Source organism: Bdellovibrio sp. MYbb2 (assembly GCF_056175685.1).
On record NZ_JBJKJI010000001.1, the window covers coordinates 939,180 to 954,826 of the forward strand.

Consider the following 15,647-nt stretch of genomic DNA (forward strand, 5'->3'; position numbering starts at 1 on the left):
AAAAAGGCCTACCGGTATACAACGACCTAAAAACATTCACCTGACCCCATTTGGATTCCTCATTTTTATAATACTTTTTATTCGTGCAAACTTTCAACCCCACCACCGGGGCTGCCCCTCGGGGGGGCGCCCCCCGCCGTAAACCATTTTACACAATTGGGTTTGGGCGGGCGCGGGGGCCCCCCACCAGACCGACGATCTGTCCGGATTCAATTTTTAATGTGGTTTTGTCCAAAGCAACTTTGGAAACGTGCTTACGATTGACGAAGCCCTTCAGGGAGTTGATGAATCCTTCGGGCTTCTGGTAAGTCTGATAGACGCGGGAAAGGTCGGTGGTTTCAATTACTATCGCCATGTCGGCGACTATAACCTAGAACTACTCGTTGATGAAAGAAAACTCAGCGTAACGTTCTTCATCACTGAAGAATGTTTTCTGGTCTGCAGAGACATAGCTGCCCTCAATAATACGGCCGGTTTTGCAATCCTTCAAAGACTCGCGTTTGCCGTTATAGTTGCAGTCACCCACGTACCAGGCTTTTTCGGAATACTTGATTTTGTATCCGATCAGACGAGCACCTTTGTAGAACGCCAGTACTTCATCCAAACGAGTGCGGCCCGCAGCGTGATAGTCGCCTTCCAAAATGGTGTCGCCCCAAACTTGCGCCTGTTCAACCGCGATGGCTTTCAAGTTGTCGCGAGTTGGGTCGTTCAGTTTGTTCATGCGGGTTTTTTGGCTGTAAACGATCTGGTGGGAATAGTTGGATTTGCACGGCTGAGTCTGGCAAGCGTGCTCATAGTGAGCCGCATCTTCGTAGAATTTGTCGCCGTTCGGGCCCATCTGATCAGCCATAGCAAAAGAGGAAACGAATAGCCCCAAAAGTGCTGTGAGTGCAGTTTTCAAAGACATAGAAACCTCCTGTGAGGTGAATATGCTCCGAAATCGAGGAAACTTTTAATACATACAAAAGAACTTATTATACAAAAAATGAATCAACCGGGGGCCGACCGCGCATAACGAAGCCGGCCCGGGGAGCTATTTCAGACGGAACGAGGCGGAAAGCGGCTTGTGATCAGAGGTTTCGATATTGTTGTGCAGGGTTGTGGAAGTGGCTTCCAGGCCGCGGACGTAGATATGATCCAATTTGAACCTGCGGTTGTCGTTGGCAAACGGCAGCTTCTTCATTTTAAGTTTTCCAAGGATTTCATCAAGATAGCCAAGGCGTTCGTTGTTCCAGGAATTAAAGTCTCCGGCAAAAATCAGCGGACCATCGTGCTTTTTCAGGAAGGCAGCGACCTGTTCGATCTGTTCGCGGTTGTGTTTGTTGGCCACGAAATTCAAACCGTGGATGTTCGCAACCCACAATGTGAACGGGCTGTTGGCGATGGCGTATTCGCTGACCAGAACCATTTTCGGGGTTTTGATCACCGGCTCGCGACCCGGGCTGCGCAGGAAGTGAACCATGGAAGGGCGGGCGTAAGATCCATTCATGACTCCGGTCTGATCGCCGTCTTTTTCCAGGAAGCTTGTGGCAAAGTCCCAGCAATAGTTTTTCTGGCGCAGGATCACGCTGGGAACATATGAATCAATCATGCCTTCCTGAATCAGGATCAGATCGTTCTTGGGAACAAAGTATTCAAAGTCACGGGCCCAGCGGTCCTTGGCTTCGGCTTTTTTGATGTTCCAGACGAACAAGTCAAAATTGGATGGCAGGAAGTCGTGTTGGCATTGGCCAAACTGGGTGTGGACGTCTTTGTCTGCGGGAATTTCGTTTTTAACCTCTTCGGCGAACGCGTAAGAGGACACGGACAGGGTCAGGGCCAGGATCAATCCCTTGATCATTTTTGTGCTCCTTGCAAGGCCCCTCGTCAGTGAAGAGCTCTTGAATTAAACTTTCTTTTCCAGAACTGTGAACTGCAGTCCTTCGACTTTCGGAATCCCGAAGCGTTCATCGCCGTAAGGGAACGGCTTGGTTTCCTTGGTGTTGCGGAAGCCATGCTTTTCGTACCACTTGATCAGCTCTGTGCGAACGGAAATCACTGTCATGAAAATGGTAGTACAATCCCAGAATTGCGCAAGAGCCTCTGACTCATTGAGCAACAATTTTCCGAGTCCTTTCGACTGTAATTCAGGAGCCACCGTCAGCATGCCCAGATACATTTTTGAACCTTGTTTTTCGACGTGAACACAACCCAGAAGATCGCCGTTGTCGTCGTCTTCCGCGACCAGAATCACAGATTCTTCCTTGTCGATCAGCGCTTGAATGCCGGCAGCATCAATGCGCTGGCCATCCAAAAGATCCGCCTCAGTCGTCCAGCCTTCTTTGGAGTCTTCCCCGCGATAAGCGGAATTAACCAGCTCAACAAGATCTTCAACGTGACTAGAATCAGCCTGAGTAAATTCAATATGCATAGAAACTCCCAAAAGGTACCTGCTTACTTTTGCATAAGCACTGCGCTAGACGCTACGTTTATGCAAAAGTAAGCAGGTACCTTTTAGTTACTTCTTTTTGGTGTAGATGAAAAGCTCTTTGCCTTGGCGGCGGGGGATTGATTTTTGCCAGCGACCCCAGAAGATCGGGTGATAATGGTTTTTCAGACGTTGGCGCAGTTCCCATTCGGTGCCACCGTAAGGCGGGCCCTGGCGTTTTTCGAAGGCGAAGAACACACCCATCAAATGGCCGCCTTGTACCAGCACGCGGTTCCAGATTTTGACAAGTTCCTTGCGGCGTTCCGGGTTGATGGCGCAGTAACAAGTGTGTTCAAACACGACATCAAAGGACTGGTCAAAGTCTTGCGGCAGCTTGAAGAGGTCGGCTTGTACGAAAGTCAAAGTCGGCAGATGGCCGTACAGTTTTTTGGCACGTTCTAAAGCCACCGGAGAGATGTCGACAGCCGTGACAAAGTGTCCGGCCGCTGCAAACAAAGCCGCATCATGGCCTTCACCGCAGCCCAAAACCAGCACGCGGGAGCGGCTGATTTTCAGTCGGGGAATCATGTCCTTCAGGGCCTCGGCAGGCTCGCCCAGATTCCAGCCCGGGTTTTCTTCCTGCTGGTAGATTTGGCTCCAGTAAGTTTCTTTTTCGACGTCTTTGTGGGATGGCCAGTAAGCCGGAATGTCGTAGGTTTTGCCGTTAAATTCGATGAAGTCGTCACCGAATTCTTCAAGCAGGTTGAAGAACGTGGCCTGGGCCTTGCGGGACATCACGAACGGAATTTTATTTGCGGCATAACCGTGAAAACGGTCCCACTCGTCCAAAGACAAGGATTCCAGTTCGAAGGCATAATGCACGCCATACGGAAGCAGGATTTCCCAGGTTTTGTCGTCTTTCAGATTTACTTGAGCGGCTACGTAAGGTTCGTCGAAGGCTTCAACGATCACCGGGACATCGCCGAAGGTGGAAAGCAGAGTGCCACCTTCGTGAATTTTCAGATTTTGCAGAATTTCTTGTCCCACAACCGGGTCTTGAATGCGAACCTCACGGCTCAGAGCAAAACCCTCTTCATCAATTTGGATGAAATTTGTGGGAATTGCCATTAGTGGCCAGGGGTCGCTGTCGGAGCAGGAGTCGGAGTCGCAGTGGCTGCCGGAGTCGCCTCTGGAGCAGCTTCAGTTGTTACTTCGTCAGTGCCCGGAGTGATAGTGGAGCCTTCAGAGAAAACCACGATGTCATTGGTGGTTTTTACGGATTGCAGAACCCATTTATCCACGTTTTCCTGATCAGAAACATCACGGTAAAGAACCGCTTCACCTTCGATCACTTGTTCCATGGATTCGCCGTCTTCAGTCACGTCAGTGAACTTGTAAGCAAACACCGCGCGAACCTTGTTGTCGCTCAGGGTTTCAGTCCACAAACGAGAGATGGAAAGGTCTTTGGCGTGTGGCTTTTTAGCAGCCAAAGTTTGAGTGATAAGTTCAGCCAATTTCACCTGAATGCCGGAGTGCGTCTCAAATCCAACGGCTTGGGAAGTGTGGATTACATTCCAGGTCCAAACCAAGGCAGCAATGAAAATAACCAGGCTTACAATTTTCTTCATCTCTAGAGTCCTCTCTCCATTTACTCAGTGTGATAAAACTGACATCGTTATCCGAGCATGATATTCAGTTTTTTTCAACACTCGCACAGAGAGGGTATCTCATGAACCAACAATGGCTGACAATCTTAATGTCAAAGGGGATTGAGCTGGAGCAAAACCTGCGTCAGCAGTTGCAAAACGCCAAAGACGGGCTGAAATCTCAGCTTGAAGAACGGGGCATTCGTCTGAGTGCCGCGGACTTGGCAGCCTTGCTGGAAGAGGTTTCTCCGAAGGCCTCTCATGCTGCGCTTAGTTATGCGCTGGATATCGTGCGCCCCTTCTCGGCAGGCATGGGTCTGAGAATCTCTCGCTTGTCCGATACTCAGGTAGAAATGGTGGTTCCGGCCCGCACCCGCAACCTGAACGAAGTCAAAACCATGCACGAGGGTGCTTTGGTGACGGCGGCGATTGAGGCGGCCAAACTGCTGTGGATGCGCCATGCCCCGATGGGTTCTTTTGAAATCAACGTGACCCGTCTTGAGTCTGAATTGTTCAAAGTCACCAGTGAAGAATGCCGTGTTCGCATGGAGCTTCCAGAAACAGTGCGCGAAGTGGTCCTGGCGGAAGTCCGCGATCACCGCGAAGCCAAAGCCGAGGTGGAGCTGAAGGTTTTCGACAGCAACGATCAAGCCGTGGCAGAGTTCCGTTTGCATTTGAGTTTTAAACACACTCCGGCTTTGCCTGGCAGTGAGGGATAGTACAAGGTTCTATGGAAATTTTAGAGACAAACATTGATTCCAGTTCCAGTGATTTCAAGCTCAACCGCGAGGCCATGCTTGGTATCGTCAACGAATGGCGTGAACGCGTAAACCTTGTCAAACAAGGTGGCGGCGAAGACGCGACTAAAAAACACAAATCCCGTGGCAAGTTGACAGCGCGTGAGCGTATCGAGGCTTTGGTTGACGGCGGAACCGCGTTCCTGGAGTTCTCAACCCTTGCGGCTTGGGATATGTACGAAGGCCAGGCACCGGGGGCGGGCGTGGTCACCGGTATTGGTGTCATTCACGGCACTGAGTGCGTGATCGTGGCGAACGATGCCACCGTCAAAGGCGGCACTTACTTCCCGATGACCGTGAAGAAGCACTTGCGTGCGCAAGAGATCGCTTTTGAAAACGGTCTGCCTTGTATTTACCTTGTGGATTCCGGCGGCGCCTTCCTGCCAATGCAGGCGGATGTGTTCCCGGATCGTGATCACTTCGGCAGAATCTTCTATAATCAAGCCCGCATGTCGGCCGCCAACATCCCGCAAATTGCGGTGGTGATGGGGTCTTGCACCGCGGGTGGCGCTTACGTTCCGGCGATGAGTGATGAAACCGTGATCGTGAAAGAAAATGGAACCATCTTCCTGGGTGGACCTCCACTGGTGAAAGCCGCAACCGGCGAGGTTGTTGATGCTCAGGAACTGGGTGGGGCGCAAGTGCACTGTGAAAATTCCGGTGTGACGGATCACTTTGCTGAAGATGACGAACACGCCATTGAAATCACGCGTTCGATCGTGGCTCACCTGAACCACAAACGTGCGGTGCAGTTGAAAACCCTTCCGGTGGAAGAGCCATTGTTTGACCAGAAGGAACTTTACGGGGTCATCCCGAAAGACAGCCGCACTCCATTTGATGTGCGTGAGGTTATCGCGCGCATCGTGGACGGTTCTCGTTTCCATGAATTTAAACCGCTGTACGGTAAAACTCTTGTAACGGGGTTTGCTCACATCTGGGGAATGCCCGTGGGCATCATTGCGAATAACGGTGTGTTGTTCAGCGAAAGCTCTTTGAAAGCCGCGCACTTTATCGAATTGTGTGAGCAGCGCGAAGTGCCTTTGATCTTCCTGCAAAACATCACCGGCTTCATGGTCGGTAAAAAATATGAAAACGAAGGTATCGCCAAACACGGGGCGAAAATGGTTATGGCCGTTTCCAACGCCCATGTGCCGAAATTCACCGTGGTGATTGGTGGCTCTTACGGCGCTGGCAACTATGGTATGTGCGGTCGCGCCTTCCAGCCTCGTCAGTTGTGGATGTGGCCTAACGCCAAGATCAGCGTGATGGGTGGCGAGCAGGCGGCAAACGTTCTTCTGACCGTGAAAATGGATCAGATGGCGGCGAAAAAACAAACGATGTCTGCTGAAGAACAGGCCGAGTTTAAACGTCCGACTTTGGAAAAATACGAAAAAGAAAGTGCTTGTTATTATTCCTCGGCGCGCCTGTGGGATGACGGGATCATTGATCCGGCAGACACCCGTCGTGTGTTGGCGCTGGGGATTTCGGCAAGTCTTAACAAGTCCTGGGGTGAAAAAACCCAGGGCGTCTTCAGGATGTAATTATGTCTTTTGTTGTAGTTACAGAAATGAATCAGGTGGTCTATGTGAAACTTCACAGGCCCGAAGTGCGTAACTCTTTCAACCCGGAGATGATCGCTGAGTTGACCAGGATCTTTACTGATCTGGAAGCGCGCAAAGATCTGCGTGCCGTGGTTCTGCAAGGGGAAGGCAAAGTCTTCTGTGCCGGAGCTGATCTGAACTGGATGAAAGAGATGGTGAATTTTTCTTTTGAGCAAAACCGTGAGGATTCTTTGAAGCTTTTCGGTATGTTTGAAGCTATCGCTCAGTGCAGTCTGCCGGTGATTGGCATGATTCACGGGGCGGCCTTCGGCGGCGCTTTGGGGTTGGTGGCAGTTTGTGATGAAGTCATTGCTGAAGAAAACACGCAGTTTTGTTTCAGTGAAGTGAAACTGGGAATCGCGCCTGCGGTGATCAGTGCTTTTGTGAATAAAAAAGCTGTGGCGGGCAAAGTTCGTCCGCTGATGCTTTCAGGTGTGGTGTTTAACCCGCACATCGCTCAACAGGCCGGTCTGGTAACAGAAGTGGTTCCAGTGGGCGAAGGCCACACGGCTTTGCAAAAGGTTCTGCACGGCTACATGCAGTGCGGTCCGGATGCGGTTCGTGAAACCAAAAAACTTTTGAATGATATTGATACCTTGAACTGGGCCGATCAGCGCAGCCGCACAACCACGGTGATCGCAGAACGTCGTGCCAGCAATGAAGGGCAGGAAGGTCTGAAATCCTTCCTTGAAAAGCGTGAGCCCGCATGGAGACTGAATTAATGAAAAAGTTCACACGTATTGCCATCGCCAATCGCGGTGAAGTGGCTGTTCGTATTATCAAAGCCTGCGAAGAAATGGGTATTGAAACCGTGCTTCTGCATTCAGAAGCCGATATCAACACGCGCGCTTACCGTATGGCGACCAAAACCATCTGCGTGGGGCCTGCGGCAACGGCGGAAAGTTATCTGAACATCCCAGCAAACATCAACGGCGCTTTGGCCGGTGGTGCGCAGGCGGTGCATCCGGGCTTTGGTTTCCTTTCTGAAAATGCCGATTTCGCCGAAGCGGTGAACAAAGCCGGATTGACCTTCATTGGTCCTTCTCCGGAAGCGATCCGTGCCTTGGGTGACAAGGTTCACTGTAAAGAGCTGGCAAAGCAGGCGGGTTTGCCTCTGGTTCCGGGTTATCAGGGCGAAAATCAGGATGTGGCTCATCTGATCACGCAGGCTGAAAAAATCGGCTATCCGGTGATCGTGAAAGCCGCTGCTGGTGGTGGTGGCCGCGGGATGAAACTTTTGAAGTCTTCCGCGGAAGCGCACGAGCTGATTGAATCAGCTCAGCGTGAAGCCCAGTCGGCGTTTGGTTCTCCGAAAGTTTTCCTGGAAAAATATCTGGATCGCGCCAAACACATTGAATTCCAGGTCTTCGGTGACAGCACTGGGAATGTACAGCATTTCTTTGACCGTGAATGTTCTGTTCAACGCCGTCACCAGAAAATCATCGAAGAGGCCACATCGCCTTCTTTGACCGATGATCTGCGCCGCCGTATGGGTGAAGCTGCTTGTGCGATTGCCACCATGGGCAAGTACAAAGGGGCAGGCACAGTGGAATTCCTGCTGCAAGACGGGGAGTTCTATCTTTTGGAAGTGAACACTCGTTTGCAGGTAGAACACCCGGTGACGGAAGAAGTTCTGGGTGTGGATCTGGTGAAAATGCAGATCCTGACTGCGCAAGGTGATTTCGTTCACGACAACAAACAGATCCGCGCACCGAAGGGTCATTCCATCGAATGCCGTATCTATGCTGAAAATCCATTTATGGGTGGCGTTCCTTCCACAGGCCTTTTGGGTCATGTGGAATGGCCAGAAGGCCCGGGACGCCGTTATGAGTACGGCTTTGATTCCGGCGACACCATCACCCCGTATTATGACCCGATGATCGCAAAAGTGATCGTGTGGGATGAAAACCGCCCGCGTGCGATTCAGAAAATGATCCGCGTATTGAAGGATTCTGTGGTGTTTGGTGTTCACACGAACATCCCGTACCTGATCGAAATTCTTTCTCACAAAGAATTCGTCATGGGCACGATGACGACCCGATTTATTGAAACTTACTTCAGTGAATCATTGAAAGAACCGGCTTTGACAGAGATTGAAAAAACCGTGGCGGCGGGTGCATTGTTGCAACTTCGCGGGGGCGCTGGTGAAACAGCGAAAGCTTCCGCATCCCCTTGGGGTTCTTACTGGAGAGGTATCTAATGGAAGTGAAAGTAAGAATCGACGGTGTTGATCATAAAGCCCAAGCCCAGCTGATCGCCGGGACTTTGTGGGTTCATTATAACGGCCGTGTTTTCACTCAGGATGCCACCACTGGACGTAAGTCCCGTAAAAAAGGCGGCGCGGGCGGTTCTTCGGATCAGATCGTGGCGCCTATGCCGGGCAAAGTGACCAAATTGCTTTTGGCGCCAGGAGCGGCCGTGGCCGCAGGCCAGGCGGTTTTGGTGATGGAAGCCATGAAAATGGAGTACACTTTAAAGGCAGAGATCGCTGGCACTATCGACAGTGTGAACTGCGCCGTCGGCGAGCAAGTGGTATTGGGTAAAGCCCTTGTGAAAATCAAACCAGCATCCGATAAATAGGGCCTATGAAAAAGTCAGTTGTCATTGTGGAAATGGGATTAAGAGACGGTCTTCAGAACGAAAAAACAGTTCTGGATGCCGACACGCGTGTGGAATTTGCAAGACGACTGATTCTGGCTGGAACCAAGCGTGTTGAAATCGGTGCGTTTGTTTCCCCGACCTGGGTTCCGCAAATGGCGGGGACTGCGGAAGTGGTGCAAAAGACTTTTGCTCAGGTAAAGTCCGGATCTATTCCCAAGAAAACTGAATTTTCGGTTCTGGTTCCCAACGAACGCGGCATGATGGACGCCATCGCGGCGGGAGTGAAGGAAGTGGCGATCTTCGCGGCGTGCTCTGAATCCTTCTCTTTGAAAAATATCAACTGTTCTATCGACGAAAGCTTCAAACGTTTTGAGCCGGTGATGGCTTTGGCAAAGAAGCACAAGATCAAAGTGCGCGGTTATCTGTCCACGTGCTTTGGTTGTCCATTTGAAGGCAAAGTGTCTGAAGCCAAAGTGGTGAAGCTTGCTCAGCGCATGCACAAGCTTGGTGTGTACGAGCTTTCCGTCGGCGACACCATCGGTGTGGCGGATGTGGGTCAGGTGGAATCCCTATTTAGAAAATTGAAAAAAGTGGTTCCGGTGAAAAAGCTTGCCGGGCATTTCCACGATACCCGCGGGCAGGCCTTGGCCAACATCCTTGCGGCGTACAAACTGGGGATCAACGTCTTTGATACCAGCCTGGGTGGCTTGGGTGGATGCCCTTACGCTCCGGGGGCAACCGGCAACGTTGCGACCGAGGATGTGGTTTACATGTTCCATGGTATGGGTGTGAAGACGGGTCTGAATCTGGACAAGCTGATTGAAATCAACCCGTGGATGGCGGAAAAAATCCAGCATCCACTGCCATCAAAGGTCGGCAAAGTCGGCCGTCTGAAACCTTTGGGTAAAGTTCAAAAGTAAATTGTTTCGCTGAACTATTTCTGAGCTGATGTTTGTGATGCCATTTGCGGTGTCACAAGCAGTTCCGGATACAGTTTTGAATACCAGTACTGGTTGCGCAGGATGCCTGCGACGTATTCGCGGGTTTCATCAAACGGAATCAAATCCACGAATAACAACTGATTGTCCACCGGATAGCGTTTCATCCACTTGCGCACGTTGCCGCTGCCGGCATTGTAGGACGCCAGGGCCTTCATGTGATCGTTCTTGAATTCTCTTACCAACGCCGCAAAGTAACGTGCACCCAATTGGATATTGCTGGAAGGATCCAGCAGTTCCTTGTCGGTGACCACGCGCTTTTTCAGATCTTTCGCCGTGCGAGGCATGATCTGCATCAAGCCTGTCGCACCCACCGGGCTTTTCGTGTTCGGATTGAATGAGCTTTCCTGACGGATCAAGGACAGCAGCAGGAACGGATCCTGATCGCGGTGATGTTTGATCACCAGATCTTCAAACGCCAGGGGATAATAGATATTCAGATTTTTCAGTGTTTTAAACTGGGGATGATTCTGGAACAAACGGCTAAGCACCATGAAACGCTGGTGGTTCATATCGTCGAATTTTGCCAGCAGTGTTGCCACATAAAGCTGGAAGCCCGGTTCTGCTTCGGTCAGTTCAGCGTAATCAATAAATTCAAGCGTGCGTTTAGCCAACGAGTCTTTTTGCTGAGCCATGAAGTGCTCAACCAGCTGAATGGCGCCGTTCAGATCTTCATACGAGCTGCGGGTCTGAATGCGCTGTTCACGCAAGTCAGAAACCGTCTGATAAGGGCCATCTGCCATCGTCGCGTAGTCTGTCAGGATATGATAGCTCAGTGGGAAGCTGGTGAAATGATCTTCCATGGTGTTGGCAGATACGGATTTGCCCTGCTCGCGTGCGGCATGATTCATCCAGAACTGTGCACGGGAAGTCAGTGCGATGTCTTTGGAAAGACTGGAAAGTTTTTTCAGGAAGACTGTGGCCTGTTCAGGATTGTCCTGCCAGATTTCAAACAGACCCCCACGGTAAAGACCCAGGTCACTGAATTCTTTATCTGTGCTGCATTCCAAAGTACGGGCGTACAGTGCGCGCACAGTGGAAAGCACTTTTGCATCGGGAAGTTTTTCTTCCAGTTTGAAGGCCATTGCCGTTGCCAGGTGCGGGGAAATGCAAGTTTTGTCGTTCAGAATATGCTCGGTCAGGTTTTGACGGTCTTTATTTGAAAGACCTCCAATGGAGCGCACACTTTCAGATTCAGAAGTGTTGGAAAGCTCGGTCCATTTCTGCTGACGAATCAGCTTTGTCAGCTGGGCTGCTTTCAGACGGGAATCTTTGTTTTTCTCGGCTGCGGATTTGTCTTTATAGAAGCTTTTGCAAAGAACGGCATTGCGTTCGATATGACAGCCTTTATAGCGGGCGGCAAAGAAGTTGTGCTTTTCATTCAGTTGAATAAAGAGCTCGGCGGCTTCTTTATGTTCCTGGGAAACGGGGGTGGGGCTGGCATGTACATTTTGTAACAGCTGCCCAAAACCGGCATCGAAATAGCAACCTGCCGCCGCCAGGGTCATGGCGAAGGTGCTTGAAATCATTAATAAAGTCTTAAACCGGTTTTTCTGCATAGTTGTTAAAGAGGTTTAACTGCAGTAACCGTACCCTTTGGCGGCTAAGCAATTAGCAGCTCGAATTGTGTTTAATTGGATTTGAAACGTGTCAGATTGAGACGAACTGACTAAGATGGACGTCATGCATTTCTGGAAAGCGCTTTTGGTCATCGCGATGGTTCTGACTGGTGAATTCGTCTTCGCCAAGGACGTTTGCTCTAAGCAGTTTATTGTGGGTACGAACAACTATCAGCCCATGTACTTTCGAAATTCTGGCGGCAAAGCCGGCGGAATCGATGAAGATCTGATTGCAGCGATCATGGCTCGCCGGGATTGTGGATACAATTCACGGGGCATGTCCAGGCCCGCGGCGGTGGAATCTTTAAAACGTGGTCAGCTGGATCTGATTATGCTGGTGGCTGAAAACAATATCTATTCAGATGGCGGCGCCGATTTTATTCCTTTGTTCCGTTCTGTGCGTGAACTGGTTGTGCGCAAATCGAAATACAAAAAAGGTCAGACGGTCGCGGATGTTTTCGGAAACAAGAAAGTCATCTTCGGGAACCTGATTGGATCGCGCGCGGTGATGACCGAGTCTGAATATCAAATGTTGCTTAAGGACAGTCGAATTATTCAGGTGCCGGATGCCGTTGGAGTCTATGCGCTGATTCAAAAGGGCCGGACGGATGCAGTTATTGCGACTCCGCTTTTGAATAACTATCTGGTCAAGGATTTGAAGATTGAAAGTGATGTGACTTTGGTGGCGGATCGAAGCTTTACCACATCATTGGGTATCTATGTTTCGCGCCAGCGGGTACGCGAGGAAGAGCGCGAAAGACTTGAAGGTATTGTCCGTAAGATGAAAAGAGACGGAACAATCGAAAGAATCATTTCCAAATATCTAACGAAAGATCAGATGTCGTCAGTGACCTTCGAATAGAAGGTTACTGACAGGATTTCACTTTGGATGGGGTGAAGTTGTAAATCATCGTGCCGCCCTCTTTCAGAAAGCCCTGCTTCAACTGATCCAAATAAGGGGGTGGCGCTCCCAGTTTGCTGCGACCACGGCGACTTGTATCCAGTGAGCCCGCAACTCCCAGACAGCCTTGTGTTGGAGTGTAAGGATCCCAGCCATGCAGCAAGACCCCACGACTGTGAATGTCCTGATTCTCCGGCTCCAGGCCCACCAGTTCAATGCCATCACGGATGTTACCACCGCGCGGAGGACTGTAAGCTTTGGTCATGATCGCACCGTTTGGAGTCTTTAGTGAGCCCCGGCCGTTACCAAAACCACCTTCACCACGGGACACCCACAAAGGATTTTTATCAATGACGTTGGCGATGGAGCCATCGGCATTCAGAATCCACATTTTCCCCATGACGCCGCCGCTTGAGAAATCATTGAAGATGAATTTGTCCTGATTGACCTTGTCTTTGTTCTTTTTCAAAGCTTCCATGGCCTGCTTCAAACCACAGTTCAGAGTCTTGTCGTTCTGAATGGCTTCAGGGAATTTCTTTTCATCACAATTGGCAGTGGCATTGCGGGAATTCAGCAGACGGTTGGTGCTGTCGATCTTTTCAGTCATCGCTGAAGCCATGGCATCAGCTTCCGCCACCTCGGTCCCTTTGCTTGGAGTCACCAGTGACTGGGGTTTGGATCCCAAGCCGAACAGATTCAGGAACCAGTCGATCAGGTTGAAGCTTCCGGTTTTGTAGGCTGGAACATCGCTGCTTAAAGTACAGTTGGTGGTGCCATCACCGCTGGAGCAGGTCGCAGAGTCAGAGCCCAAATCAGATTTCTGCACAACCAGGCTTGAGGATTTGGCCAGGGCCTGCAAGTCGGCGTTGTCGGAAGTGTCTTCGGTGCCGCTGATATCGGTGACTTGATAAAGAGAGTTTTGATCCACGTCTTTGAGGAAGCCGCTGTTGCCTTCGTACTGAGGGGTGATAAAGCGTGTGCCCTCTTTGACGGCCTGAAGTTTCACCGAAGAATTCTTTGGCAAAGCCCCGATAGGCATGACCGCCTCGGTGGATGCATAACTGACTGCTTGTAACAGAAATATTGAAGCGCCAACAATGAACGGTCTCATAGTCTTAATTTAAATGAAAAAGACTCTGAATTTAAGGCCAGTTTCTGTCAAATGGCGGGGAAGGTCCTGTTCCGGGAAAGTCTGAGGGGCACTGGACCCCTCAGATGCAAAGAGCGTTGCTTAGAACAGGTATTCCGCACCCACAGAGCCAGAGAAGCCCTCTGAATAGAAGCTGTAGGTTTCTTCATAGCGGTGGTCTGCCAGATTGTTCAGGCGGGTGAAGACATTGATGTTGTTGTTCCACTGATAGGAATAAGCAGCATTGGCCGTCACATAACCCGGAATAGAAGTGGAGGCATAGGCCGTCATGGAGATCGGTGCGCCGTTATCCATGCGTTCGCCAGCACCCACCAGTTCCAAAGCAGCGGTGTGTTTGTCGTGGTTTTGGATGTATTTCAGGCTGCCATTGACAAGTGGACGACGCAGCAACCACGTGCCGGTGTCGACGTTGCGTGGTTCTTGATAACCGTAAGTCGCGATGAATGTACCACCAGTCCAGGGGCGGATAGTGTAGCTGATATCCACACCGCGGGTTTCGGTTTTGGAAACGTTTTCGTACTTAATGCTTGGGAAGGAACCGGAAATCTGGATCAGATCCGTGAAATCAGAACGGAAGAACGTGATAGAGGCGCTTTGGCTTTCCGAGATCTCAAATTCCTGCATCAAGCTGTACTGAACCGCACGCTCGGCTTTCAGATCAGGATTTCCATAAGATGAATACAGCTGGAACAGGGAAGGAATCTTGTATCCGGACGCGACTTCCAGTTTGGTGTGCTCAAACAACGTCAGACCAATTTGGTAAGTACTGACCGCGTCCTGATCGGCCCAGTTTTCCACGCGACCGCCAACGGCCAAAGAAAAGCCCGGATGGAATTCATAGTCAGCCTTGGCAAAAACACCACGCTGCTCAGAGAACGTGTTCACGGACTCAACGCCCTTGTCGCGGTAAGTGAAATCTTCATACAGATAGCTTAGACCTGCGGCCACGCTGATCTTTTCAGACTTGTACGGAGTCAGATCCAGACGGGCTGTGCGAAGATTCGCGCCATATTTCTGGTCAGTGCCGGTTGGGTTCTGCACCGGAACAACGGGCCACTCATAAGTGCGCAAGCTGTTTTGCATGCTCAAAGCCAGGCGTGGTTCGAACGGAAGGTCGTTGAACTTCATGTAAGTGGAACCACCAATCTGACGGGTGAACATTTCAAGGTCCTCGGTGTCCATCACCTGATTGGTGGTGCGATCCGTGGTAGGAGACGTGTTGAAGTCCTGCAGGAACAGGGCTTTCAGATTTCCATCAACAGCGCCCTTCCATACATAGGCACCTTCGGCGTTCCAGTTGTTGCGGGAATAAGTTTCGGTGGAATCAAGCACTGGGGATTCCGCGTCTCTCCATGCGCCGTGACCACGCACTACCAAGGCGTTGTTGTCATTCAAAGCTTCTGTGTGACCGACAGTCACGTCACGGAAGTTCTGAGTGCCCAGCTGACCTTGCAGGGAGCTTTGGCTTTTGATTTCCTGAGGAATGGTGTCGATTTTGATAACGCCGGACAAAGCCTGACCACCGTAAAGAACTGTCTGGCCACCTTTGATGATTTCAATGCGGCGAACGGATTTGATATCCAAAGAATTCAGATTGAAGGTTCTTTGTACTGTGGATGCATCATAGAACGGAACGCCGTCAACGATGATCATCACGTGTCCAGAATCACCGCCACGAATGAAGATGGAGTTTGGCTGGAATGGGGTGCTGACGACGGTGATATTGGCCTGGCTTGAAAGCAGGCTGGTGATATTCGGAGCGCGGGAATCCTTGATGGTTTTTTCGTCGATGACAACTTTGTTGGAGGTGTTAAAGACAACATCCTCAACAACGGTTTCAAAACTGGGAACGGCTTCTTGAGCGTGAGCGGCCAAACCCAGGAACAGGCTGGCGATCAGAACTGAATATTTCACTGATAAATCCTTT

At 50.6% G+C, this 15,647-nt stretch carries 16 protein-coding genes; 7 read left to right on the forward strand and 9 right to left on the reverse strand.

The genetic code is table 11. The features are described from left to right. Nucleotides 1–148 precede the first annotated feature (148 nt). The 6 genes from AC04MQ_RS04700 to AC04MQ_RS04725 all read right to left on the reverse strand — a co-directional run bounded on the left by AC04MQ_RS04700 (nucleotide 149) and on the right by AC04MQ_RS04725 (nucleotide 4,035). Entirely contained in the window at nucleotides 149–355 is a 207-nt protein-coding gene (locus AC04MQ_RS04700) for a hypothetical protein (protein ID WP_475391295.1), read from the reverse strand. A 21-nt stretch (nucleotides 356–376) separates the two neighbouring features. After that, nucleotides 377–907 carry a hypothetical protein gene (locus tag AC04MQ_RS04705; protein WP_475391297.1) on the reverse strand — a complete coding sequence of 177 codons (531 nt, stop codon included), beginning with the start codon at nucleotides 905–907 and terminating at the stop codon, nucleotides 377–379. Between the two features lie 126 nt (nucleotides 908–1,033). After that, a complete protein-coding gene (locus tag AC04MQ_RS04710; RefSeq protein WP_475391299.1) occupies nucleotides 1,034–1,840 on the reverse strand; it encodes an endonuclease/exonuclease/phosphatase family protein in 807 nt (268 codons plus the stop codon). A gap of 45 nt (nucleotides 1,841–1,885) precedes the next feature. Continuing rightward, nucleotides 1,886–2,410 carry a GNAT family N-acetyltransferase gene (locus AC04MQ_RS04715; RefSeq protein ID WP_015092570.1) on the reverse strand — a complete coding sequence of 175 codons (525 nt, stop codon included), beginning with the start codon at nucleotides 2,408–2,410 and terminating at the stop codon, nucleotides 1,886–1,888. Nucleotides 2,411–2,497: 87 nt separating this feature from the next. Next, nucleotides 2,498–3,535 (reverse strand): class I SAM-dependent methyltransferase, encoded by a 1,038-nt coding sequence (locus AC04MQ_RS04720; protein WP_475391301.1) that lies wholly within the window; start codon nucleotides 3,533–3,535, stop codon nucleotides 2,498–2,500. Further along, entirely contained in the window at nucleotides 3,535–4,035 is a 501-nt protein-coding gene (locus AC04MQ_RS04725) for a hypothetical protein (protein ID WP_015092568.1), read from the reverse strand. Before AC04MQ_RS04725 ends, AC04MQ_RS04720 begins: the two co-directional genes overlap by 1 nt. Before the next feature lie 101 nt (nucleotides 4,036–4,136). Here AC04MQ_RS04725 and AC04MQ_RS04730 point away from each other — a divergent pair, with 101 nt between their 5' ends. From AC04MQ_RS04730 to AC04MQ_RS04755, 6 genes are read left to right on the forward strand one after another with little or no spacing between them, the layout of a single operon-like run. Continuing rightward, nucleotides 4,137–4,772, forward strand: a complete 636-nt coding sequence (locus AC04MQ_RS04730; RefSeq protein ID WP_041578053.1) for a PaaI family thioesterase — start codon at nucleotides 4,137–4,139, stop codon at nucleotides 4,770–4,772. An 11-nt stretch (nucleotides 4,773–4,783) separates the two neighbouring features. After that, nucleotides 4,784–6,391: a carboxyl transferase domain-containing protein gene (locus tag AC04MQ_RS04735; protein WP_015092566.1), complete on the forward strand. Its 1,608-nt coding sequence runs from the start codon at nucleotides 4,784–4,786 to the stop codon at nucleotides 6,389–6,391. Nucleotides 6,392–6,393: 2 nt separating this feature from the next. Continuing rightward, nucleotides 6,394–7,173 (forward strand): enoyl-CoA hydratase-related protein, encoded by a 780-nt coding sequence (locus AC04MQ_RS04740; RefSeq protein ID WP_475391304.1) that lies wholly within the window; start codon nucleotides 6,394–6,396, stop codon nucleotides 7,171–7,173. Further along, nucleotides 7,173–8,651, forward strand: a complete 1,479-nt coding sequence (locus AC04MQ_RS04745) for an acetyl-CoA carboxylase biotin carboxylase subunit (RefSeq protein ID WP_475391306.1) — start codon at nucleotides 7,173–7,175, stop codon at nucleotides 8,649–8,651. Before AC04MQ_RS04740 ends, AC04MQ_RS04745 begins: the two co-directional genes overlap by 1 nt. Next, the gene (locus tag AC04MQ_RS04750; RefSeq protein WP_015092563.1) at nucleotides 8,651–9,031 is read left to right on the forward strand and encodes an acyl-CoA carboxylase biotin carboxyl carrier protein subunit; all 381 of its coding nucleotides are present in this window, start codon (nucleotides 8,651–8,653) and stop codon (nucleotides 9,029–9,031) included. The genes AC04MQ_RS04745 and AC04MQ_RS04750 overlap by 1 nt, the downstream gene beginning before the upstream one ends. 5 nt (nucleotides 9,032–9,036) lie before the next feature. Beyond that, on the forward strand, nucleotides 9,037–9,972 hold the full coding sequence (locus AC04MQ_RS04755; protein WP_475391308.1) for a hydroxymethylglutaryl-CoA lyase: 936 nt from the start codon (nucleotides 9,037–9,039) through the stop codon (nucleotides 9,970–9,972). A gap of 14 nt (nucleotides 9,973–9,986) precedes the next feature. Here the strand turns inward: AC04MQ_RS04755 and AC04MQ_RS04760 are convergent, their stop codons facing one another. Then, complete coding sequence (locus AC04MQ_RS04760; protein WP_475391310.1) at nucleotides 9,987–11,579, reverse strand: lytic transglycosylase domain-containing protein; 1,593 nt, start codon at nucleotides 11,577–11,579, stop codon at nucleotides 9,987–9,989. Between the two features lie 154 nt (nucleotides 11,580–11,733). Here AC04MQ_RS04760 and AC04MQ_RS04765 point away from each other — a divergent pair, with 154 nt between their 5' ends. After that, nucleotides 11,734–12,531, forward strand: coding sequence for a substrate-binding periplasmic protein (locus AC04MQ_RS04765; RefSeq protein ID WP_148278883.1), 798 nt, complete (start codon nucleotides 11,734–11,736; stop codon nucleotides 12,529–12,531). A 4-nt stretch (nucleotides 12,532–12,535) separates the two neighbouring features. Here the strand turns inward: AC04MQ_RS04765 and AC04MQ_RS04770 are convergent, their stop codons facing one another. Then, complete coding sequence (locus AC04MQ_RS04770) at nucleotides 12,536–13,681, reverse strand: hypothetical protein (protein WP_475391312.1); 1,146 nt, start codon at nucleotides 13,679–13,681, stop codon at nucleotides 12,536–12,538. A 120-nt stretch (nucleotides 13,682–13,801) separates the two neighbouring features. Next, nucleotides 13,802–15,634: a TonB-dependent receptor plug domain-containing protein gene (locus AC04MQ_RS04775; RefSeq protein ID WP_475391314.1), complete on the reverse strand. Its 1,833-nt coding sequence runs from the start codon at nucleotides 15,632–15,634 to the stop codon at nucleotides 13,802–13,804. Nucleotides 15,635–15,647 lie beyond the last annotated feature (13 nt).